A 23027-nucleotide genomic window follows, 5' to 3' on the forward strand; every position below is an offset into this window, starting at 1 on the left:
ACATGAGGAGTGGAGATGGCGGGAATCGAACCCGCGTCCAACGGTGCGGAACCAGGGCTTCTCCGTGTGCAGTTCGCTGCGATTTTCTCGGCCCCGGCGATCACGCGAACAAGTCGCCGACGGGCCCAGTCACTGTTTGATTTCCCTCTTCACCCCGTGACCGGGATCAAGGTTTAGTCCCCTAGCTGATGCCAGGATCCGGGTCGGGAACACCCCCGGGCTGACACTCCCATCAAGGAGCTATTCGATCACTACCTGATCAGGCAGCGAGAGCGAAAAGCTCGGGAGAATCGCTCTTGGAATTGGCGATTATTTGTTTCGGCCTGTGGTTTACGAGATCATGGCCGCTTCCTCGACACGCTTCCCCTGCTTCGACAGCCGCTGTCGAAACCGATCATCCCCATGTTGTGTTTTCAATGCTCACACCGGGTTCAGCCGGTGTTGGTGCCATCCTACAGAACCAACGCGGCACGATGCCACCGTATTCCCGCGAGGTCAGGCGCCCCGCTGCTTGCGCTTCGCCGCCGCGATGGCGCGGTCCGACTCCCGCCGGTCCTGCTTCTCCCTCAGCGTCTGGCGCTTGTCGTACTCCTTCTTGCCTCGCGCCAGCGCGATCTCGGCCTTCGCCCGGCCGTCCTTGAAGTACAGGGCCAGCGGCACGACGGTGTGACCGGTCTCCTCCGCCTTGACGGCCAGCTTGTCGATCTCCTCGCGGTGCAGCAGCAGCTTGCGCTTGCGGCGCGCGGAGTGGTTGGTCCAGGTGCCCTGGGCGTACTCGGGGATGTGGGCGTTGTGCAGCCACGCCTCACCCCCGTCGATCTGGACGAAGCCGTCGACCAGCGAGGCGCGGCCCTGGCGCAGCGACTTGACCTCGGTGCCGGTCAGGACGAGCCCGGCCTCGTAGACGTCGATGATCGCGTAGTCGTGCCGGGCCTTCTTGTTCTGCGCGACCAGCTTGCGCTTGCCGCCCTTCTCGCCGTCCTTGGCCTTGCCGGCGCCCCCGCCCTGCTTGGGCTGGGCCTCCTTGGGTACGTACATTCCCTTGCTCATAGTGCCGTCCATTTTCGCACTACGCAGGGGGGCCGGGGCCAGTCCTTAATCGGCGTCGCCGAGGCCGCTGAGCACGGTCTGCGCCCGCTCGACGGCGAGCGGCCCATCCGCCCGGTCCACTTCCAGGTCGGGGGTGATGCCGTGGCCGTCGACGCTGCGCCCGGAGGGGGTGCGGTAGTGGCCCACGGTCAGTTCGGCGACGGAACCGCCGGGGAGCTTGCTCGGCATCTGGACCGAGCCCTTGCCGAAGGTGCGGGAGCCCACGACGACCGCGCGGCCGCGGTCCTGCAGGGCCCCGGTGAGCATCTCGGCCGCGCTCATCGTGCCGCCGTCGACGAGCGCGACCAGCGGTCTGGCGGTGTCCCCGCCGGCCTCGGCGTGCAGGACGCGCTGCTCGCCGTCGACGTCGTACGTGGCGACGAGGCCGCCGTCGAGGAAGGCGGAGGCGGTGGTGACGGCCTCGGTGACCAGGCCCCCGGAGTTGCCGCGCAGGTCGAGGATGACGCCGGTGTCGGCGGCGGCCCGGCGCACGGCGGTGCGCACGAGGTCGCCGGAGCCCTTGGTGAACGCGGCGATCTTGATGACGGTGACGCCGCCGGGGAGCTTTTGGACGGTGACCGAGTCGGTGGACAGGCGGGCCCGCCGCAGCGTCTGCGTCCACGCGCGCGTGCCCCGCTCCAGGCCGAGCCGGACCGCCGTGCCGGCGGGGGCGTCGGTGGGGTCGCCGCGCAGTAAGGAGACGACCTCGGTGACGGGCTGCCCGTCGACGTCCCGGCCGTCGATGCTGCGCAGCCGGTCGCCCTTGTGGATCCCGGCGTCGGCCGCGGGGGATCCGGAGGCGACCTTGGTGACCGCGATCCGGCCGTCGCGCTCGCGCCGCGCCCACAGGCCGACGCCGGTGTACTGGCCGTCGAGCGCCTCCTGGAACTCCTCGTACTCGCCCTGGGAGTAGACGGCGCCCCAGCGGTCCCCGCTGCGGCTGACGGCGCGCTCGGCGGCCTCCATGGGGGACTTGCCGTCGGCCAGGGCCTCCTCGGCCGCCCTGGTGACGTCCTCGTGGTGCCCGGCCGGAACGGCCGAACGGGCCTGTCCCGCAGCGGCTTTCGGGTCGAGGTCCGGGAAGGAGCCGGTCGCCGCGCCGGCGACGAGGACACCGGTGAACAGCAATGTCAGGGCGGCCCCGCGGCGGCCGCGGCGGGGCTGGCAGAACAGGTCACGACCTGACATGCCGGTGAGTCTAGGACAACGAGAAGGGCCGTACGGCGTCTTGCCCGTACGGCCCTCTTGGCATGCGTCACACCTTCAGGTACTTGCGCAGCGCGAAGAACGCCGCCATCGCGGGCATCAGCAGACTCGTGGCGAGGATGAGCGGCAGCTTGGTCAGCACGGCGTCCCAGCCGATGAAGTTGATCAGGTTCAGCTTGTGGGACAGGTCGAGGCCGTGGTCGATGATGAAGTACCGGGCGATCACCAGGAAGCCGCACGCGACCGTCCCGCCGATGAGCCCGGCGACCGCGGCCTCCATGATGAACGGCGCCTGGATGTAGAAGCCCGAGGCACCGACCAGGCGCATGATCCCGGTCTCGCGCCGCCGGCTGAACGCGGACACCCGCACGGTGTTGACGATCAGCATCAGCGCCACGACGAGCATGAGCGCCATGATCGCGCGCGCGGCCCAGTTCATGCCGTTGAGCAGCCCGAAGAGGTTGTCGAGGATGCCCTTCTGGTCCTGCACGGACTGCACGCCGTCCCGCCCGTCGAAGGCGGTGGCGATGACCTGGTACTTCTGCGGGTCCTTCAGCTTGATCCGGTACGACTCCTGCATCTGGTCCGGCGTGAGGGAGCTGGCCAGCGGGGAGTCGCCGAACTGCTGCTTGTAGTGCTTGTAGGCGTCGTCCTGCGACTCGTAGGTCACCTTCTGGACGACGCCCATCTTGTCCAGGTCGGCGAGGATCGACTTCTTCTGGTCCTCGGTGACCGCGCCCTTGGCGCAGTTGGGGTCCGACTCCGCGTCGCTCTTGTTGCAGAGGAAGATCGAGACGTTGACCTTGTCGTACCAGTAGCCCTTCATGGTGTTGACCTGGTCACTCATCAGGAGCGACCCACCGAAGAGCGCCAGGGACAGGGCGACGGAGACGACGACGGCGAACGTCATCGTCAGGTTGCGGCGGAGACCGACACCGATCTCGGACAGTACGAACTGGGCGCGCATGGCGTGTTGTTCAGGCCTTTCCGTGGACAGTCGTCAGATGCGTCAGTGCTGGTAGCCGTAGACGCCGCGGGCCTGGTCGCGGACGAGGCGGCCCTTCTCCAGCTCGATGACGCGCTTGCGCATCTGGTCCACGATGTTCTGGTCGTGCGTGGCCATGACCACCGTCGTACCGGTGCGGTTGATCCGGTCGAGCAGCTTCATGATGCCGACGGAGGTCTGCGGGTCGAGGTTGCCGGTGGGCTCGTCGGCGATGAGCAGCTTGGGCCGGTTGACGAAGGCGCGCGCGATGGCCACACGCTGCTGCTCACCACCGGACAGCTCGCCGGGCATCCGGTCCTCCTTGCCGCCCAGCCCGACGAGGTCGAGCACCTGCGGCACGGACTTGCGGATCTCGCCCTTCGACTTGCCGATGACCTCCTGCGCGAAGGCGACGTTCTCCGCCACCGTCTTGTTCGGCAGGAGCCGGAAGTCCTGGAACACCGTCCCCAACTGGCGCCGCATCTGCGGCACCTTCCAGTTGGAGAGGCGCGCGAGGTCCTTGCCCAGGACGTGCACCTGACCGTGGCTGCACCGCTCCTCGCGGAGGATCAGTCGCAGGAAGGTGGACTTACCGGAGCCCGAGGACCCCACGAGGAACACGAACTCGCCCTTCTCCACTTCCAGGGACACATCCCTGAGTGCGGGGCGGGTCTGCTTGGGGTAGACCTTGGAGACGTTGTCGAATCGGATCACGGATGCACCACGGGTAGCCGGGGGTAGATGAGCGTGACCATACGCGAGTCCGGTGTGCGACCGCAGGCCCAGACGTGGGTTGGGTACCGGATGCGTCTTTTGTGCCTCGAAGGCGACGAGACGAACAGCACGCACCCTATGAGAGCGACCCCCGCGCACCCTCCCGAGGAACCTGGCACAGTAGAGAAGGGAACGTTCGTCGACCTCCGAGCGTTCTCCCAGTGAAACCGTTGGTCTAGGAGGGCGAGCGCATGACGTACGACCGACTGGTGTGCGCTAACTGCGCGGCGCCCGTGAGCGAGGGCCGGTGCCCCGTGTGCCGCGCGAACCGCGAGCGGCTGCAGCAGGAGAACTTCTTCGCGGGTCTGAACCCCATGGCGCTGATCGCGCTGCTGGCGGTGCTCATCGCCACCGTCGCGCTGCTGGCCCACCAGACCGCGTAACGGCCGTACAGGGGCGCCAGGACGCCCGAAGGGCCCGGAGCGAGGCACGCTCCGGGCCCTTCGTCGTACGTCGTCGCACACGGTGTGCGTGCGGACGGCTACCGTCAGGCAGCCGCACCGCCACGGCCGCCCACGAGACGCGGCAGCAGGCGGAAGCCGATGCCACCGGCGATCATCGTGGCCGCGCCGACCAGCAGGAACGCGGTCTGGCCGGCACCGGTCTCGGCGAGCTGACCACCGCTGCCCTGGGCCGAGGCGTTGGTCGAGCTGCCGGTGTCGGTGAGGGCCGAGGAGCCCTCCTCCTGGGTGGAGTCGTTGGAGCCGCCGTTGGGGTCGGTGTCGTTGCCGCCCGTGGAGCTGCTGCCGCCACCGGTGGAGCCGGAGCCGCCCGAGTCGCCGGAGCCACCCGAGTTGCCGCTGCCGCCGGAGTTGCCCGAGCCGCCCGAGTTGCCCGAGCCGCCGTTGTCGCCGGAGCCGCCGGAGTTGCCGCTGCCGCCGTTGTCGCCGGAGCCGCCGTTGTCACCGCTGCCGCCGTTGTCGCCGCCGCCGGAGCTGTCGCCGCCGGTCGAGTCGCCGCCGCCGATGACACCGCCGATGGAGACATCGCCGCCGACCGTGGCGCCGCCGTCGGTGGTGGAGCCGCCGTCGGTGGTGGAACCCCCGTCAGTGGTGGAACCGCCGTCGGTGGTGGAGCCACCATCGGTGGTGCCGCCGTCGGTGGTGGTACCACCGTCGCTGGAGCCGCCGTCGGTGGAACCACCATCGGTGGAGCCACCGATCACGCCGACGGTGGCACCGCCGTCGCTGGTACCACCGTCGGTGGAGCCGCCGTCGGTGCCGACGTTCACGCCGACACCGATGTCCAGGGCCGAAGCGGCGCCTGCGGCGGTCAGCGATGCACCCGCGGCGATCACGGCGCCCGCGGCTATCCGCGCGACGCGGATCCGCGTCTTCTTCGTCATATGTGTGCTACCCCCAGTAGCTGATCGTCAGTAGGGCGGCGCTCGGGGCCGTGATCGACGGAGACAGCTACGAAGCCCCCCGGTTCACATGCGCCCCAGAGATACGCATGCCACGCTTTACCCTTCCGATTTTTCAAAGCAACGTCAAGGCCATTGCGTGCGCAATGTCCACTTGCGTCTCGTTTACAGGGAGTTGGAACCTGTGAGTGTGATGTAAAACCCAGACAAACGACCAACTGCCGCCCCAGGGGCGGCAGTTACCAAGTCGACAAATGCACTCGGGCAGGCTACTTCTCCTGCTGCTTGCGCCAGCGAATTCCGGCCTCCAGGAACCCGTCGATCTCGCCGTTGAACACGGCCTCCGGGTTGCCGACTTCGAACTCGGTGCGCAGGTCCTTGACCATCTGGTAGGGGTGCAGGACGTACGAACGCATCTGGTTGCCCCAGGAGTTGCCGCCGTCGCCCTTGAGGGCGTCCATCTTGGCCTGCTCCTCCTGCCGGCGCCGCTCGAGCAGCTTGGCCTGGAGGACGTTCATCGCGGTGGCCTTGTTCTGGATCTGCGACCGCTCGTTCTGGCAGGAGACCACGATGCCGGTGGGGAGGTGGGTGAGGCGCACCGCGGAGTCGGTGGTGTTCACGCCCTGGCCGCCGGGACCGGAGGAGCGGTAGACGTCCACGCGCAGCTCGGACTCGTCGATCTCGATGTGATCGGTCTGCTCGACCACCGGGAGGACCTCGACGCCCGCGAAGGAGGTCTGGCGGCGGCCCTGGTTGTCGAAGGGGGAGATGCGGACGAGCCGGTGGGTGCCCTGCTCGACGGAGAGCGTGCCGTAGGCGTACGGCACGTGCACGGCGAAGGTGGTCGACTTGATGCCGGCCTCTTCGGCGTACGACGTCTCGATGAGCTCGGTCTTGTAGCCCTTCTGCTCCGCCCACCGCAGGTACATCCGCTGGAGCTTCTCGGCGAAGTCGGCGGCGTCGACGCCACCGGCCTCGGCGCGGATGTTGACCAGGGCCTCCCGGGAGTCGTACTCCCCGCTGAGCAGCGTCCGGACCTCCATCTCGTCGAGCGCCTTCTTGACGGACGCGAGCTCCGCCTCGGCCTCGGTGCGGGTGTCCGGGTCGTCCTCCTCCTCGGCCATCTCGAAGAGAACGGCGAGGTCGTCGATCCGGCCGCGCAGCGCCTCGGCCTTCCTGACCTCGGCCTGGAGGTGGCTCAGCTTGCTGGTGATCTTCTGCGCCTCGTCCGGGTTGTCCCACAGGGACGGCGCGGCCGCCTGCTCCTCGAGCACGGCGATGTCTGCCCTCAGCTTGTCGAGGTCCAGAACGGCCTCGATCGACTCCATGGTCGAGGAGAGGGACTTGAGCTCTTCGGATACATCGACGACTGCCACGCCCTCCAGCCTAACGGCTCCGCCAAGCGACCAGTGTCCGAGTACGACCCGCCCGCCCGGCGACCAGCACCCAGCTGCACACCCCAGCCGACGTTCACACACGCCCCAGCGTCCGGTCGCACGCCCCAGCCGCGGGCAGTCGTGCCGCTGGGGCGGCACGGGTGGGCGCGGCGGCACCCCGCCCGCGCGGGTGAGCGAACCCACCCCCGGCCTGCCCCCGCACCGGGCACCCCGCATCGGTGCCGGCCTCGCTGGGGCGGCTGCCCCGGACCTCCGCTTCGGCCCTGAACGGGCCTCGTCCTCAAACGCCGGACGGGCTGGTCATGCCGGCCGGAGCCAGGAGCGCCCTCAGGGAGACTCCGGTGCCGAGTGCTTCGTGTCCTGCGGTGTCGCCCCCGCCCCGTCCCCCGAGGTGGCCCACCACGTCCCGACACCGACCGCAGCGACCAGCGCCACCGCACCGGCCCCCAGCGCGATCCGCCGGCGTCGCGTCACCGCGCGGTGCCGTGCCGATCCCGGCCTCGGCGCCCCGGCCGCCCGCGGCACCCGGGCCGTACCCCGGGCCCCGCCCGCCAGCTCGTCCGGCCCCGGCACCCGCATCGACGTGTGGGTGTCCCGGTTGGAGTCGGCCGGCTTCGCGCCCGGCACCAGGGGCACCGCCCCACGCCGCCGCGCCGGCTCCCCGGCCCGCACCGCCGCCGGCGCCTCCTCGGCCTCCTCCGCGGGCTCCACGTCCGGCTCGTCGACGTCCAGCGGCGGCATCCCGGCGATCAGCGGCAGCAGCTCCCGCAGCCGCGCCCCCAGCTCGGAGGCCCGCAGCCGGGAGGCCGGTGCCTTGGCCAGGCACTGGACGATCAGCTGCCACAGCTCGTCGGGGATGCCCGGCAGCGGGGCCACCGTCTCCGTGACATGGCGGCGCAGCACCGCGCCGGGGTGTCCGCCGCCGAACGGGGTGAAGCCCGCGAGCAGCTCGTAGAGGACGGTCGCGAGGGCGTAGATGTCGACCGCGGCCCGTGGCGGCAGGCCCTCCACGATCTCCGGGGCCAGGTAGTCCGGCGTGCCGATGATCTTCGTGGCGCGGGTCCGGCGGGGGGTGTCGATCAGCTTGGCGACGCCGAAGTCGGTCAGGAGGGCCGGGTGCGCGCCGCCCGGGCCCAGCGGGCCCTGCATGTCGAGGAGGACGTTCTCCGGCTTGACGTCGCGGTGCACGACGCCGGCGGCGTGGGCGGCCGCGAGCCCGTCCGCGACGTCGGCGACCATGGCGACCGCCGCCTCGGGGGCGAGGCGCCGCTCGCGGTCCAGGCGGGTGCGCAGATCGGTGCCGCGCACCAGGTCCATGACCAGCGCGAGGTCGTTGCCGTCCACCACGAGGTCGCGGACGGAGACGATGTTCGGGTGCTCCAGTCCGAGCAGTGCCGTGCGCTCCTGCACGAAGCGTCCGACGAGCTCCTGGTCGGAGGCGAGATCCTCGCGCAGCAACTTGATGGCGACGGGCCCTTCCGGTCCCTCGCCCAGCCACACCGTGCCGGCGCTGCCCCGCCCCAGGATCTGGTTCGCGGTGTACCGGCTGCCGATCTTCCGTCCCAAGACTGCTCCTACCGACGCGTGTTAGTCGCTAAAACTACGCGTCCGAGGAGCCAACCTTCACCGCGGAGACGGAAATCACCCGCCTGTTGTCGACAAAGCACCAAACTCGCGGGCGGCGGATCAGTTGCTGCCGCCCGACTTGCTGCTCAGGTCGCCGATCCAGCCGCTGACGTTGTCGTACCAGTGCTTGAGCTCGGAGAAGTAGCCCCGGCCCGTACCGATCCAGTGCTGCAGCGGGGTGAGCTCCCAGACCAGCCAGCCGGCGACGAACAGGATGACGATCATGAACAGACAGCCCTTGAGGCAGCCGAGCCCGGGGATCTTCATCCGGTTGGGGCTGGGCTGGCGGGGCTGCCGGGGCTCACGGACGAGCCGCTGCGGCTCCGGCGCGGGCGCGTACCGCTGGGGCTGCTGGTGCTGCGGGGCGTACTGCTGGGGCTGCTGCTGCGGATAGCCGTAGCCCTGCTGCCCGCGCTGCGGCGGCCGCTGCTGCTGGGGGCGTGGCTGCTGCTGCGGCCGGGCCACCTGGCGTTGCGGGCGCCGGCGCAGCGGGTCCTCGTTCGGGTCGAGGTACTGCACCTGCGTCTGTTCGTTGCGGTCGCGGGCCGCGCGCAGCTGACTCTGCCAGGGGTGCGGCTGCTCGGGCTGCTGCTGCCCCGGCTGCCCCTGGCCCACCGGCGGCATGACCGCGGTCGGGTCGGCGGCCCCCGTGTTCGGGAGTACGGCGGTGGGGTCGGCGGCGCCGACGGGACCCGGGCGTCCGGTCGTCGGCAGGACGTTCGTCGCGGCGTTCGGGTCGAATCCGCCCCCGGTGTGCGGGAGGACCTGCGTGGGGTCGGCGGAGCCGGGGACCGCGGCCGGGGCCGGGTCGGGGGCCAGGAGGACGGCGACGTTGTCGGCGGCGGCGATCTGCGCGGAGTTGGCGTGCACGCCGATGCCCTCGGCGACCACACGCAGGGCGCGGGCGAGGTTCTCGGCGCTGGGCCGTTCGTCCGGGTTCTTGCGCAGGCAGCGCTCTATGACCGTCCACAGGGGGTCGGGAACCGTGGAGGGGCGGCGCGGCTCGGCGCTGAGGTGCTGGTGGAGGACCTCGAGGGCGGAGCCGCCGTTGAACGGCGGACGCCCGGTGACCAGCTCGTACAGCAGGATTCCGGCGCCGTAGATGTCGACCGCGGAGGTCTGCGGGCGGCCCTCGGCGGATTCCGGCGCCACGTAAGCGGGCGTGCCGACGAACTCGTGGGTTCGGGTCAGCCCCGGGGAGTCCGCCAGACGGGCGATGCCGAAGTCCGTGAGCATCGGGTGCATCCGGTCGCCGTACTGGGCGAGCAGGACGTTGGCCGGCTTCAGGTCGCGGTGGACGACGCCGTCGGCGTGGCTGACGGCGAGCGCGTCGGCGATCTGGGCGGTGAGCAGGGCGGCGCCCACGGGGCTGAAGGGGCCGTTCTCCCGCAGGTAGCGGTGCAGGTCGGGGCCCTCTACGAGGTCCATGACGAGCGCCAGCAGATCACCCTCCACGACCAGGTCGCGGACCCGGACGATGTTCGGGTGGGTCAGGCGCAGCAGGACGGAACGCTCTCTGAGGAACCGCATGACGATGTCGGCGTCGTTCGCGAGCTCCTCCTTGAGGACCTTGATCGCGACCGTCTCGCCGGGCTGACCGGGCACGGCCGCCTCGGCCCCCGCGGTCTCTCGCTGGCGGGCTCGCCAGACGGTGCCCGTGGCGCCGCGTCCGAGCGGCTCCTCGAGCAGGTACTTGCTGCCTACCGGCCGCACGTCATGCGCTCCCTGCTTGCTTGCCTGTGTTCCGGTCCACTCTAGTGCCGCCGCGCCCGGCGGCATCCTGTCCGCTTTCTGCGGCTTGCGCCGCGCCTTGTCGCGTGCGCGGTCCTGTGCGCCGTCTGTGCCTCTTACGTTCCGGTTCCCGTCCTTGTTCGAAGGAAAGACACCCGGTTCGAAGGAAAGACGCTCGCTCCGGTCGGCCGGTTGCCCGTGATGGGACGTGACCGATCTCAACTGATCGCCGACGCGCCGCCGGTCAGGCACTTTTAGGGGCAGAGCTGACCAATCAAGATCACTTGGGACCGGGGCATGGGCGTGTTGTCAGTGGCAGGTGCGAGGATGCCTCCAGTACTGGCCGACGTGCTCGTGTGGGGTGGGGGGATTCCGCGCCGCCCGCGCAGAAGGGACCGCTGACGGCGATGCAGATCCGGCTGACCGTCGTAGACCCGCTGGGCCCGCCCGAGAAGGCGCGGGGCCGGGCAGCGAGCCGCGACGTGCTGGTCACGGCACCCGCCGGCACGGCCCTGGCCGCGGTGGCGTCGGCACTGGCCTCGGCGGTCTCCGGTGAGGTCGGCGCCGCTTCCGGAAGCGGCGCGGTCGTGCTGTACGCGGACGCGCAGCGGCTCGACGACCAGCGGTGCACGCTGGGCGAGCCCCCGCTGATCGACGGCGCCGTGCTGTCCCTGGGCGCCCCCGCCGAGCCGGAGGCGCATCCCGAACTCGACGACGCCCCGACCCAGTTGCACGTCGTCTCGGGTCCGGACGCGGGCGGCGTCCACCTGCTGCACGGCGGCGAGATCCGCATCGGCCGCTCCGCCGACGCCGACGTCCCGCTCGACGACCCGGACGTCTCCCGCCTGCACTGCGCGGTGACGGTCGCCGCCGACGGCCGCGTCTCGGTCGCCGACCTCGGCTCCACGAACGGCACCACCCTGGACGGCACCCGCCTCAACACCCGCCCGGTCCGCTTCACCCCCGGCGCACTGCTGCGCATCGGCGAGTCGGCCCTGCGTCTGTCACCGGCCGGGGGGCCGGGCGCTCGGGTGGCGACGGTCGCCGACGGAGAGGGGTACGTGCGGGTCCCTGCCGGGGGTGAGGCGGGGGAAGCCCGGCCCGACGCCGGTACGGACGGACAGGTGTCGGTTCCGTCCGCGAGCGTGGACGGGACGGCAGCCGTTCCGCACGCTCGGGTGGCCGACGGCGAGGACACCGTCCCCGGTTCCCGGAGGACGCCGCACACCCCGCCGCGCGCCTCCGGCGAACCGCCGGTCGTGCCGGGGCAGGGCGGAGCACCCCGGATCGAGAGCCGGGGTGACGGAGCGGGCGACACGCACGCGGGACGGTCCGGCGCGCTGGCGTGGAACACGTCCGGCACCGAGCCGGTCGCGCACGCCCCGGCGCCCGACGAGGAACCACCCGGTGCGCGCACCCGAGGGGCCGCCGACGAGGAGACCTCGGCCCCCGGCCCCGGAACCGGCCGCCGCAAGGGCACGCCCCTCCACGGCACCGACGTTCCCCCGGGTGTGCGCAGGCGCGGTGGGCTGTCCTCGTGGGCGCGGAAGCTGACCGGCGGACGCGCGGAGCAGAGCGCGTCCGCGCCCGAGGCGTACGGCGACTCCCCCGCCCCGGCCGCCGCACCCGCCCCGTACGCCGGTACCCAGATGCCGGAGACCTGGCCGGACCCCGCCGCCCTGCTGCTGACCGCGCTCGGACCGGGCCCGCGGCTCTGGGAGCGCGGTCCCGGGCACCCGGAGGCGCTCACGGTACGGCTCGGCACGGCGGACCGGCCGGCGCCCGACGGCTCCGGTCTGCTGCCCGCGGTGCCGGTGACGGCGAACCTGCGCGAGGCCGGGGCGCTGGGCCTGGCAGGTCCGCGCGCACGGCTGGCCGGACTCGCGCGCGCGGTCCTCGCCCAGCTCGCCGCACTGCACTCGCCCGAGATCCTGGAAATCGTTCTGATCAGCGCGGATCGCTCCCGCCCCGTGGAGGAGCGCACGGCGGAGTGGTCATGGCTCGGCTGGCTCCCCCACCTGCGCCCCGCCCACGCCCAGGACTGCCGCCTCCTGCTGGCCTACGACCGCGAACAGGCGACGGCCCGCACGGAGGAACTGCTGCGCCGACTGGAGGACCAGCAGTCGGACGCGGCAGGCGGAACACGGCCGGCGACCCGCGCACCCCGCTCCGCGCCCGCTCCCACGTCAGCCGAGCACGGCACGTCTCCGGGAGCGGACGGCTCGGCCACGCTGTACCGGGGCGACGGTGCTCTCACGGCTCGTCCCGCGACCACCGCGCGCGCCACCGCTTCCGGCCCCGCGGCCGACGGCTTCGCGGGAGCGGACGGCTCGGCAGCGCCGTACCCGAGCGTCCCGAACGGCCCCTGCGGCCCCCGGCGGTCGGCCGGTGCTTCCGGTGCTTCCGGTGCTTCCGGTGCTTCCGGTGCTTCCGGTGCTTCCGGTGCTTCCGGTGACGATCGTCGCTCTCCGGCTCGCGGGGCTCTTCACCGGCCCTCCTGGGCCCGGGACGACGACGGTGCCGACGGGCCGGAGGGCTTTGCGGGGCCGTACACGGTGGTCGTCGTGGACGGCGATCCCGGCGGCGCCGACGTGCGGGAGGCGGTGGCGCGGCTGGCCGTGGAGGGGCCGGACGCCGGCATTCACGTCGTGTGCCTCGCGGAGACGGCCCCCGCGTCGCCCGCCTCGCCGCTGGCGGAGACGTACGAGGCGGCGTGCGAGGCGGCGCCGACCTTCCGGGAGTGCGGCGCGGTCGCGCTGCTGAGCGGCGACGTGGCGACGGCGCTGCGGCTGATGCGGGTGGCACGGGCCGGCACGGCGCCCGGCAACCCCACCGGCACCACCGGAGCCCAACGCCCCGGCGCCGACGTCCCGCACCCGGCCACCAACGGCACCCGGGGAACCCGCGCCGCCCCCGCCGCCCCCTCCCCCGCGCACGCGTCCACCGCGTCCAACTCCTCCCCGCAGACCGCCCCGTCCGCCGTCAACCCCCCGCACACCGGCCTCATAGCCCCCGGCACGGTCGCCGCCGTCGACGCCGTCTCGGCGGCCTGGGCCGAGCGGTTCGCGCGGGCCTTGGCGCCGCTGCGGCCCGACGGCTCCGGTGCCGACCGGCAGCCGCGGGTGTCCGTGCCGCTGCCCCAAACGGCGCGGCTGCTGGACGAGTTGGGTCTGGCCAGAGCCACCCCGGCGTCGCTGATGGCGCGCTGGGCGGCCGCGGCGGACGACCCCGACTCGCTCGGCGGCCGGGCCTGGGCCGTGCTCGGCGCGGGGCCCCGCGGCCCGGTCAGCGTGGATCTCGCCGCCGACGGACCGCACCTGCTGATCGAGGGCCCGGCGGGCAGCGGCCGTACGGAGTTGCTGCGGGCCGTGGTCGCCTCGCTCGCCGCGGCCGAGCGCCCCGACCGGCTCGGCATCGTCCTGGTGGACGGCCGGGACGGCGTCGGTGCCGCAGCGGGGAGTCACGGCGAGGGCCTGCGGGTGTGCACGGACGTCCCGCACGTCACGACCCACCTGACCGCCAACGACCCGGTGCGCATGCGGGAGTTCGCCCAGTCGCTGAGCGCCGAACTCAAGCGCAGGGCGGAGCTGCTGGGCCGCTCCGACTTCGCCGAGTGGCACACGGGCCGTGAGCTGTCGGGCCGGATGGTGTCCCAGCGGTCCACGGCTGTACGCGGCGCCCAGGCCTCCGGCACGAGCGGCGCCGGCGACCTGGACAGCCCGCCCAGTTCGACGATGCGACTGCGTCCGGCGGCGTCCCGCAGGCAGACGGAGGCGGCGCCCCCACTGCCCCGCCTCGTGGTGGTCGTCGACGACCTGGACGCCCTGGTCTCCCCGGCGCTCGGCTCCCCGGGCCGCCCGGCGGCGGGCTCGGTCGTTCGGGCCCTGGAGGCGGTGGCCCGCGAGGGCGAACGCCTCGGCGTCCATCTGGTCGCCGCGACGGGCCCGGGCGGCCGTACGGCGGAGACGGAACCTGCGCGGCTGGCGACCATCCGAGTGAATTTGGAACCCCCGGGTACCGGCCCGGAGGAGCCCTCCCCGGGCCGCGGACGCCTGACCGCGGCGGACGGCCGGACGACTCCGTTCCAGGGCGGGCGCGTCACCGGCCGCATCCCGAGAACGGCCACCCTGCGCCCCACGGTCGTCCCGCTGGACTGGCAGCGCATGGGCGATCCGCCGGCCCGCCGGCCCGTACGCGAACTGGGCAACGGCCCGACGGACCTGGCCCTCCTGGCCAGCGCGCTGGAGCGAGCGGCACGCGAGGTCTCGGCATCGGAGGTGCCGTCACTGCTGTAGCAGGCGGCCTGCGCCCGCCCGCCGCGCCGCACCCAGGGTCTGCCGTTTGGATCAGGTCGCCTGCAGGGGACGGTGCGTTGCGGCCGAGCCGACCCCGCGACGCCGAGCTGATCCGAACGACAGCCCCTAGTCACGACGTGGTCACGATCCCCGGGTTGACACGGGACGCACACTTGCCGACCCCAGGCCTCAGGCGTAGACCAGATCACACGGGACAGCGCTCGACGTTCGACGAGAACCGAAGAACGGGGCAGTGATGCGCAGCACGAGCAGCAAGAACCGGAAACTCAGGGCCGCCAAACCGGCGGCCGCTCTCCTCGCGACCGCTCTCACGCTCGCGTTGGCGGGTTGCGGCGGCAGTGACAACAAGAGCAGCGGCGGAGGCAGCTCGGAGAGCAGCAGTGGCCTCAAGCTCCCCAAGCTCAACGGCCAGACCCTGGAGGTCGCCGCCGTCTGGACGGGCGCGGAGCAGGCCAACTTCATGAAGGTCATGGACGAGTTCAAGAAGCGCACCGGCGCGAAGATCAACTTCGTCCCGACCGGCAACAACACCTCCACCTTCCTCGGTACCAAGATCCAGGGCGGCAAGCCGCCGGACGTCGCGTTCCTGCCCCAGGTGGGCGTGCTGCACCAGTTCGCGGACAAGGGCTGGCTCAAGCCGCTCGGAGCGGACGCCAAGGCCCAGTTGACGAAGAACTTCTCCAAGGGCTGGGTGGACCTGGGCGCCTGGAAGGGCACCCAGTACGGCGTCTACGCCAAGGCCGCCAACAAGTCCCTGGTCTGGTACAACACCGCGGCCTTCGACTCGGCCGGTATCAAGGACACCCCGAAGACCTGGAAGGACTTCCTGACCACCGCGCAGACGCTGTCCGACGCCGGGTCACCGGCCGTCTCGATCGGCGGCGCGGACGGCTGGACGCTCACCGACTGGTTCGAGAACGTCTATCTCTCGCAGGCCGGCCCGGAAAAGTACGACCAGCTGGCCGCGCACAAGATCAAATGGACGGACCCGTCCGTCAAACAGGCCCTGACCACGCTCGCCCAGCTCTGGGGCAAGAACGACCTGATCGCGGGCGGCAACAAGGGCGCGCTGAACACGGAGTTCCCGAAGTCGGTCACCCAGACCTTCTCCGGCTCCACCCCGGCGGGCATGGTCTTCGAGGGCGACTTCGTGGCCGCCAACATCAACGGCGACACGAAGGCGAAGCTGGGCACGGACGCCAAGGTCTTCCCGTTCCCGGCGGTCGGCAGCCAGGCCCCCGTGGTCAGCGGCGGCGACGTCGCCGTGGCGCTGAAGAGCGGCGCGGGCGCCCAGGCGCTGCTGACGTTCCTGGCCTCGACGGACGCGGCGGAGGTCTGGGCGGCGCAGGGCGGCATCCTGTCGCCGAACAAGGAGATGGACATGTCCAAGTACAAGGACGCCATCACCAAGCAGATCGCCCAGCAACTGCTCGCGGCCGGCGACAACTTCCGCTTCGACATGTCCGACCAGGCCCCGGCGGCCTTCGGCGGCACGGCGGGCACCGGCGAGTGGAAGGACCTGCAGGACTTCCTGCGCAACCCGAAGGACGTCGCCGGCGCCCAGCAGAAGCTGGAGGCCGACGCGGCCAAGGCGTACGGCTCAAGCTGACGGTCCGGCGATGACGTCAGTGGCGAACACGACGGAGGGCGCCGGCGCACTGCCGACGCCCTCCGCCGAACCGCGCAAGAGCGTCACGGGCACACGGCTGTTGGTGGCGGCGCTGTTCCTGCTGCCCGCGTTCGTGCTGCTCGGGGCGCTCGTGGTCTACCCGATCGGGTACTCGGTCTGGCGCAGCCTCTACGACGCCGACGGATCGGGCTTCGTCGGACTGAAGAACTACGGCGACATCTTCTCCAACGACGCCACGCTGACGGCCGTGCGCAACACGGCGATCTGGGTGGCGGTCGCGCCCGCGATCGTCACCGCGCTCGGCCTGATCTTCGCGGTGCTGACCGAACGGGTGCGCTTCGGCACGGCGTTCAAGCTGATCGTCTTCATGCCGATGGCGATCTCGATGCTGGCGGCCGGGATCATCTTCCGTCTGGTCTACGAGCAGGACCCGAACCTCGGCGCCGCCAACGCGGTCGCCAAATCCATCCACGACACCTTCGTGTCGTCGTCCGTCTATCCCAACGCCCGCCCGAACGCGACCGTCAGCGACCTCAAGCCGTCCGGCGGCGGTTCGTTCACCAGCACGGGCACCGTCCACGCGGGCACCCCCGCCCTGCTCCCCCTGGTCGGCATCGCCCCCGCCAAGCTGCCCGGCAACCCCGAGAACGCGAAGACGCCGTCCGGGTCCGGCATCACCGGCACCGTCTGGCTGGACTTCAAGCTCGGCGGCGGCGGGACCAAGGGCAAGGTCGACCCCGGTGAGAAGGCGCTGAAGGGCGTGAAGGTGGAGGCCGTCAAGGGCGGCAAGGTGGTCGCCTCCGCCAAGAGCGGCGCGGACGGCACCTTCACCCTCCCGGCGAAGGCCGAGGGGGCGCAGCTACGGCTGCCGGCGTCGAACTTCTCGGCGCCCTACAACGGCATCGACTGGCTGGGCCCGACCCTCGTCACCCCGGCCATCATCGGCAGTTACGTGTGGATGTGGGCGGGCTTCGCGATGGTGCTGATCGCGGCGGGCCTGGCGGGCGTGGACCGCAATCTGCTCGAGGCGGCGCGGGTCGACGGCGCCAACGAGTGGCAGGTGTTCCGGCGGGTCACCGTGCCTCTCCTCGCGCCGGTACTGGTCGTCGTCCTCATCACGTTGATGATCAACGTGATGAAGATCTTCGACCTGGTCTACATCATCGCCCCGCAGCCCAGCCAGGACGACGCCAACGTCCTCGCCCTGCAGTTGTTCCTGTCGTCGTTCGGCGGTGGCGGCAACGAGGGCGTCGGCAGTGCGATCGGCGTGATCCTGCTGCTGCTCGTGCTGCCCGTGATGATCGTGAACATCCGGCGACTGCGAAGGGAGCGGCAGCGGTGACGACCCTCGACACGACCGTGCGCGCCAAGCGCTCCTTCGCCGCCAGGGTGGCGAGTGGCGCGGGAGGCGGCATCCTGCGCGTCTTCCTCGTCGTGGTGGCGGTGTTCTGGCTGGTGCCGACCTTCGGCCTGCTGGTCTCCTCCTTCCGTGACCCGACCGACATCGCCACCTCGGGCTGGTGGAAGGTGTTCAGCGCGCCCGGCCAGCTGACCGCCAAGAGCTACAAGTCGCTCCTGGAGAACGACGCGATCACCCACTCGCTGTTCAACACCATCTGGATCACGGTCCCGGCGACCCTGCTGGTGGTGTTCTTCGGCGCGATGGCCGGATACGCCTTCGCCTGGATGGACTTCAGGGGCCGCGACTGGTGGTTCCTGGTCGTGGTGGCGCTGCTCGTCGTCCCCGTCCAGGTGGCGCTGATTCCGCTCGCCGACCTCTTCGGCAAGATCGGGATCTTCGGCGAGATCATCGGCGTGGTCCTCTTCCACGTCGGATTCGGCCTGCCGTTCGCCATCTTCCTGCTGCGGAACTTCTTCGCGGAGATCCCCCGCGAACTGCTGGAGGCGGCACGGCTGGACGGCGCCGGCGAGACCCGGCTGTTCCTGACGGTCGTCCTTCCGCTGGGCGCGCCGGCGATCGCCTCGCTGGGCATCTTCCAGTTCCTGTGGGTGTGGAACGACATGCTGGTCGCGCTGGTCTTCTCCGACTCGCAGTCGCAGCCGCTGACGGTCGCTCTGCAGCAGCAGGTACGGCAGTTCGGCAACAACATCGACGTGCTGGCGCCCGGCGCGTTCATCTCGATGGTGATCCCGCTGGTCGTGTTCTTCGCGTTCCAGCGGCAGTTCGTGTCCGGCGTGATGGCGGGCGCGGTCAAGTAGCCGACGCGCAGGGCCTCGAGGGGGACACCCGTTCGCCCGGTGTCCCCCTTATGCCGTACGAAACCGTAACCAAGTCACTCCATCGGCCGTTCCCGGGCAAGGCCCCGTCGTCCGCGCCGACCCCATGGATGTGCCTTGCCCAGGTTCAGTGTCATCGTCCCCGCGTACAAGGTCCAGGCGTACCTGAGCGAATGCCTGGATTCGGTGCTGACGCAGTCGTGTCCCGATCTGGAGCTGATCGCGGTCGACGACTGCTCACCCGACGGATCGGGCGCGATCATCGACGAGTTCGCGTCCCGCGACCCGCGCGTGCGTCCCCTGCACCTGCCCGAGAACCGGGGCCTGGGCGGCGCCCGCAACGCCGGCATGGAGCAGGCGAAGGGCGACTACCTGGTCTTCCTGGACGGCGACGACACCCTCACCCCGCACGCCCTGCGCGCGATCGCCGACCGCCTGAAGGAGACGGGCGAGCCGGACGTCCTGGTCTACGACTACGCGCGCACCTACTGGTCGGGCCAGACCGTCCGCAACGTCGTCTCCGTCCAGCTGACCGAGCAGGGCCCGGCGCCCTTCCGTCTGGAGGACCGCCCCGGGCTGCTGCACCTGCTGATGGTGGCCTGGAACAAGGCCTACCGGCGGGAGTTCGTGGAGCGCGAGGGCTTCGCCTTCCCGCCCGGCTACTACGAGGACACCCCGTGGACGTTCCCCGTCCTGATGGCCGCCGGGTCGATCGCCACCCTGGACCGGGTCTGCGTCCACTACCGCCAGCGCCGCCAGGGCAACATCCTCTCCACCACCAGCCGTAAGCACTTCGACGTCTTCGAGCAGTACGACCGGGTCTTCGCGTACGTCGACCAGCGGCCCGAACTGGCCCGCTGGCGCTCAGTGTTGTTCCGCCGCATGGTCGACCACCTGACGAAGATCCTCGCCCGCCGCGACCGCCTCCCGCGCGGCTCGCGTGCCGAGTTCCTGCGCAGGGCCCGCCTCCACTACCGCCGTTACCGGGTCCCCGGCTCCCCCGTCCCGTTCAGTGCCAGGCTGCGCCACGCCCTGATCCGCTGGGGCCTGCACCGCACGTACCGGGTCCTGCAGTCGGCGGCGGCCGCCCGCCGCCGCATGCTCAAGCCGGCCGTCAAGCTCGTCCGTACCCTCCGGACCGGCGCGCTGCGCCTGCACTACCGCGCCCAGCTCCGGCTCCCCCTGCGCGCCGACCGCGCTGTCTTCGCCTCCTGCGAGGGCGGGGGGAACAGCGGCAACCCGGGCGCCCTGGCGGAGGCGTTCCGCGCGTTCGCCCCGCACATCCGCACGGGCCGGCTGGGCCGGCCCGACACGGCCGCCTACTGGACGGCCCTGGCCCGCTCCAAGTACCTCGTCAGCGACACCGACTTCGAACCCGGCCTGCTCAAGCGCCCCGGACAAGTGCTGATCCAGACCCAACAGGGCACCCCCCTCGGCCACATGGGACTGGACCTGCAGGAACGCCCGGCCGCCGCACGGGACATGGACTTCGAGAGGCTGCTCAGGGGCGTGGACCAGTGGGACTACGTCCTGTCCGCCAACCGCCACTCCACCCTGGTCTGGGAACGCGTCCACCCGGGCACGTACACCACCCTCGAATACGGTCTGCCGCGCAACGACCGTTTCCAGAAGGCCACGTCCGCCGATGTCGCCCGGATCCGCGAGTCGCTCGGCATCACCGACGACACCGTCGCGCTCCTGTACACGCCCGCCCACCGCGACTACCGCCGCACCCAGCACTCGCCCCTCGACCTGGAGCGCGTCCTGCACCGCCTGGGCCCCCGCTACGTCATCCTGGCCCGCCCGCAGGGCCCCGTGCCGAAGGGCGCCGGGATCATCGACGTCACCGGCCGTCCGAGCGTCGAGGAACTCGCCCTCGCCTCGGACGCGTTGATCACCGACTACGCGTCCCTGATGTTCGACTACGCCAACCTCGACCGCCCGATCGTCATCCACGCCCACGACTGGGAGGCGTACGAGGCGGCCCGCGGCACCTACTTCGACCTGCGCGCCTTCCCACCGGGCGCGGTCGCCCGCAGCGAGGACGAGCTGGTCGACATCTTCGCCACCGGCCACTGGCGCGGCTCCCGCTCCACCCGGCTGCGCACCGCGTTCCGCGAGCGCTTCTGCCCGTACGACGACGGGCGCGCCGGCGAACGGGTGGTGCGGCACGTGGTGCTGGGCGAGCGGGGGCTGCCGCCGGTCGTCCCGCCGGCCGACCGCCACCCCGTACCGTCGGCCGCCGGGACCCTCACGCGCTCCCCGCAGGCCACCGTGCCGCAACCGACCGGCCCGCTGACCGTCACCGACAGCCTCTGAACACCGTTCTCATTCCGGGGAGTTCGCATGCCCTCCAGCCCGTCGCGGCCCACGCCGAGCCGGCCGTCCACCTGGCGTCCCGCGGGGCGGCCCGGCCGCCTCGGCTGAGGCCCGCCCGCGGCTCCCGCCGACTCTCGAGAGAAAGAGCAGAATGCCCCGCTTCAGCATCATCGTCCCGTCCCATGGGGTGGCGGGCCGGCTGTCCCAGGCGCTGGACTCCGTCCTCGCACAGTCCTACGGCGACTTCGAGCTGATCCCGGTCTGCGACGGCCCCGACGCGCCCGCCTCGGACGTCACCGCCGGGTACGCCGAGCGGGACACCCGCGTGGCCCCCGTGCACTCGCCCCCGTCGGCAGGCCTCGCCGGGGCGCGCAACACCGGCATGCGGGCGGCGACGGGCACGTACCTGCTGTTCCTCGACGGCGACGACGTCCTGGCGCCGGGCGCGCTGGCGGCGCTGGACGCCCGCCTCACGCAGACGGGCGACGTCGACGTGCTGTACGCCGAGCACGAGCGCGTCCCCTGGTGGGAGGGCGAGCCGACCAACCCGGGCGCACTGCTGCTGCCGAGGACCCCCGAGGGCGCCTTCACCCCCGACCAGGTTCCCCGGCTGACCGGCGTCCAGCTCCCGGCGTGGAGTGCGGCCTACCGTCGCGCCTTCCTCACCGACCGGCGACTGCGCTTCCCCGACGGTCACTTCACCGACGTCGGCTTCGGCGGCCTGGTCGCGCTGCGGGCGGAGAAGGCGGCGGTGCTGCGCGAGGCCGTCGTACGGCATCTGGTGCGGCGGCAGGGCAGCCGGCTGAGCCTGCCGGGTGAGCACCAGCTCCAGCTGCTCGACCAGGTCGAGCTGGTCCTCACCCACGCCGCCGAAATCGGCCTTGACGACGAGCGATCGGTGCCGCTCTTCGACCACCTCTTCGGTGCCGTCCTGAAGACGGCCGCCCACCCCAGGCGTCTGACGACCGGGCGCCGTGCCTTCTTCCGGCGGGCGAGCAGGCTGTACCGGCGGCACCGCCCGGCCGGTTTCCGCATCCCGGCCGGCAGCCTGGGCGTCCAGCACCGGCTCCTCGCGAGCGGCGCCTACGCGGCCTTCCACGCCCTGCGCGGCGCCAACCAGTCGGCCGTACGCGTCCTGGAGGCCGTGCCGCGCCCGCAGGGCCTGCGCACCCGGCTGCGCTACCGCCGTGCCCTGCACCGTCCCATCGACCCCAACCTGGCCGTGTACTGCGCCTATTGGGGCCGCGGCTACACCTGCAACCCGGCCGCGATCCACGCCAAGGCCCGCGAACTCGCCCCGCACATCCGCTCGGTGTTCCTGGTCGAGCCGGACCAGGCGCACACCGTGCCGAAGGACATCGACTACGCGGTGATCGGCAGCGCAAAGTACTGGGACGTGCTGGCCCGTGCCAAGTACCTGGTCAACAACGCCAACTTCGCCGACGCCGTCGTCAAGCGCGAGGGCAGCGTGCACCTGTCCACCCAGCACGGCACCCCGCTGAAGAAGATGGGTGTCGACCAGGCCACGTACCCCGTGGTGGCCGCGGCGACCGGCAGCTTCGCCAAACTGCTGGCACGTGTCGACCGCTGGGACTACAACCTCACCTCCAACCGCCACTCGACCGAGATGTGGGAGCGGGCCTTCCCGGCCGCGCACGAGACGCTCGAGTACGGCTATCCGCGCAACGACGTCTACTACACGGCGACGGCCGACGACGTCGCCCGAGTCCGGCGGGAGCTGGGCGTCCCGGAGGGGAAGACGGCCGTCCTCTACGCGCCCACCCACCGCGACTACCACACCGGTTTCGAGACCGGGCTGGACCTGGAGGCGTTCTGCGAGGAGGCCGGCGAGGACGTCGTCGTCCTGCTGCGCGCCCACTACTTCTACGACCGGGGCAGGACTCGGAACACCGGCCGGATCATCGACGTCACCGCGCACCGCTCCGCCGAGGACGTGTGCCTGGCCGCGGACGCCCTGGTCACCGACTACTCGTCGATCATGTTCGACTACGCCAACCTGGACCGGCCCATGGTCGTGTACGTCGACGACTGGGACGTCTACCGCGAGACCCGCGGCGTCTACTTCGACCTGATGGAGCTGCCGCCGGGTCCGGTGGCCCGCACCCCCGAGGAGCTGGCGCGCGTCTTCCGCGACGGCTCCTGGGCGGGACCGGAGTCCACGGCGGCGCGGGCCGCGTTCCGCGAGCGGTTCTGCCAGTTCGACGACGGGCGCGCGAGCGAACGGGTCGTACGCCGGGTGCTGCTGGGCGAACCACCGGAAGCGATCCCGCCGGTGATCCCGCTCGCCGAGCGCCTGCCCGCCCCCGCCGCGACGACCCTCGCAAGGAGCTGA

At 71.6% G+C, this 23027-nt stretch carries 15 protein-coding genes and 1 other RNA gene; 7 read left to right on the forward strand and 9 right to left on the reverse strand.

The features are described from left to right. Positions 1-7 precede the first annotated feature (7 nt). The 5 genes from ssrA to ftsE all read right to left on the reverse strand — a co-directional run bounded on the left by ssrA (position 8) and on the right by ftsE (position 3994). Positions 8-402: a transfer-messenger RNA gene (gene ssrA, locus FBY22_RS36870) on the reverse strand. Between the two features lie 93 nt (positions 403-495). After that, the gene (gene smpB / locus FBY22_RS36875; protein ID WP_142152296.1) at positions 496-1050 is read right to left on the reverse strand and encodes an SsrA-binding protein SmpB; all 555 of its coding nucleotides are present in this window, start codon (positions 1048-1050) and stop codon (positions 496-498) included. A gap of 45 nt (positions 1051-1095) precedes the next feature. Next, positions 1096-2277 (reverse strand): S41 family peptidase, encoded by a 1182-nt coding sequence (locus FBY22_RS36880; RefSeq protein WP_174267350.1) that lies wholly within the window; start codon positions 2275-2277, stop codon positions 1096-1098. A 67-nt stretch (positions 2278-2344) separates the two neighbouring features. Further along, positions 2345-3262: a permease-like cell division protein FtsX gene (ftsX, locus tag FBY22_RS36885; protein ID WP_142152297.1), complete on the reverse strand. Its 918-nt coding sequence runs from the start codon at positions 3260-3262 to the stop codon at positions 2345-2347. Between the two features lie 42 nt (positions 3263-3304). Then, positions 3305-3994 carry a cell division ATP-binding protein FtsE gene (gene ftsE, locus FBY22_RS36890; RefSeq protein ID WP_030943440.1) on the reverse strand — a complete coding sequence of 230 codons (690 nt, stop codon included), beginning with the start codon at positions 3992-3994 and terminating at the stop codon, positions 3305-3307. A gap of 251 nt (positions 3995-4245) precedes the next feature. On the opposite strand from ftsE, the gene FBY22_RS36895 reads away from it, so the two are divergent. Continuing rightward, entirely contained in the window at positions 4246-4437 is a 192-nt protein-coding gene (locus FBY22_RS36895; RefSeq protein ID WP_058928376.1) for a hypothetical protein, read from the forward strand. Between the two features lie 104 nt (positions 4438-4541). On the opposite strand, the gene FBY22_RS36900 is transcribed toward FBY22_RS36895, so the two are convergent. The 4 genes from FBY22_RS36900 to FBY22_RS36915 form a co-directional block, all read right to left on the reverse strand. Beyond that, entirely contained in the window at positions 4542-5399 is an 858-nt protein-coding gene (locus FBY22_RS36900) for a hypothetical protein (protein WP_142152298.1), read from the reverse strand. A gap of 287 nt (positions 5400-5686) precedes the next feature. After that, positions 5687-6793: a peptide chain release factor 2 gene (prfB, locus tag FBY22_RS36905; RefSeq protein ID WP_142152299.1), complete on the reverse strand. Its 1107-nt coding sequence runs from the start codon at positions 6791-6793 to the stop codon at positions 5687-5689. Positions 6794-7141: 348 nt separating this feature from the next. Beyond that, complete coding sequence (locus FBY22_RS36910; protein ID WP_142152300.1) at positions 7142-8380, reverse strand: serine/threonine-protein kinase; 1239 nt, start codon at positions 8378-8380, stop codon at positions 7142-7144. Positions 8381-8500: 120 nt separating this feature from the next. Further along, positions 8501-10153 (reverse strand): serine/threonine-protein kinase, encoded by a 1653-nt coding sequence (locus FBY22_RS36915; RefSeq protein WP_142152301.1) that lies wholly within the window; start codon positions 10151-10153, stop codon positions 8501-8503. Between the two features lie 425 nt (positions 10154-10578). On the opposite strand from FBY22_RS36915, the gene FBY22_RS36920 reads away from it, so the two are divergent. The 6 genes from FBY22_RS36920 (at position 10579) to FBY22_RS36945 (ending at position 23027) form a co-directional block, all read left to right on the forward strand. Further along, positions 10579-14466 (forward strand): FHA domain-containing protein, encoded by a 3888-nt coding sequence (locus FBY22_RS36920; RefSeq protein WP_142152302.1) that lies wholly within the window; start codon positions 10579-10581, stop codon positions 14464-14466. Between the two features lie 256 nt (positions 14467-14722). Beyond that, positions 14723-16096, forward strand: a complete 1374-nt coding sequence (locus tag FBY22_RS36925) for an ABC transporter substrate-binding protein (protein WP_142152303.1) — start codon at positions 14723-14725, stop codon at positions 16094-16096. A 10-nt stretch (positions 16097-16106) separates the two neighbouring features. Beyond that, positions 16107-17459: a carbohydrate ABC transporter permease gene (locus FBY22_RS36930; protein WP_142152304.1), complete on the forward strand. Its 1353-nt coding sequence runs from the start codon at positions 16107-16109 to the stop codon at positions 17457-17459. After that, positions 17456-18337, forward strand: a complete 882-nt coding sequence (locus FBY22_RS36935) for a carbohydrate ABC transporter permease (protein ID WP_142152305.1) — start codon at positions 17456-17458, stop codon at positions 18335-18337. Before FBY22_RS36930 ends, FBY22_RS36935 begins: the two co-directional genes overlap by 4 nt. A 135-nt stretch (positions 18338-18472) precedes the next feature. Continuing rightward, entirely contained in the window at positions 18473-20674 is a 2202-nt protein-coding gene (locus FBY22_RS36940; RefSeq protein WP_142152306.1) for a bifunctional glycosyltransferase family 2 protein/CDP-glycerol:glycerophosphate glycerophosphotransferase, read from the forward strand. Between the two features lie 151 nt (positions 20675-20825). Next, positions 20826-23027: a bifunctional glycosyltransferase family 2 protein/CDP-glycerol:glycerophosphate glycerophosphotransferase gene (locus tag FBY22_RS36945; protein WP_142152307.1), complete on the forward strand. Its 2202-nt coding sequence runs from the start codon at positions 20826-20828 to the stop codon at positions 23025-23027.

The organism is Streptomyces sp. SLBN-31, assembly GCF_006715395.1.
Taxonomy (GTDB): Bacteria; Actinomycetota; Actinomycetes; order Streptomycetales; family Streptomycetaceae; genus Streptomyces.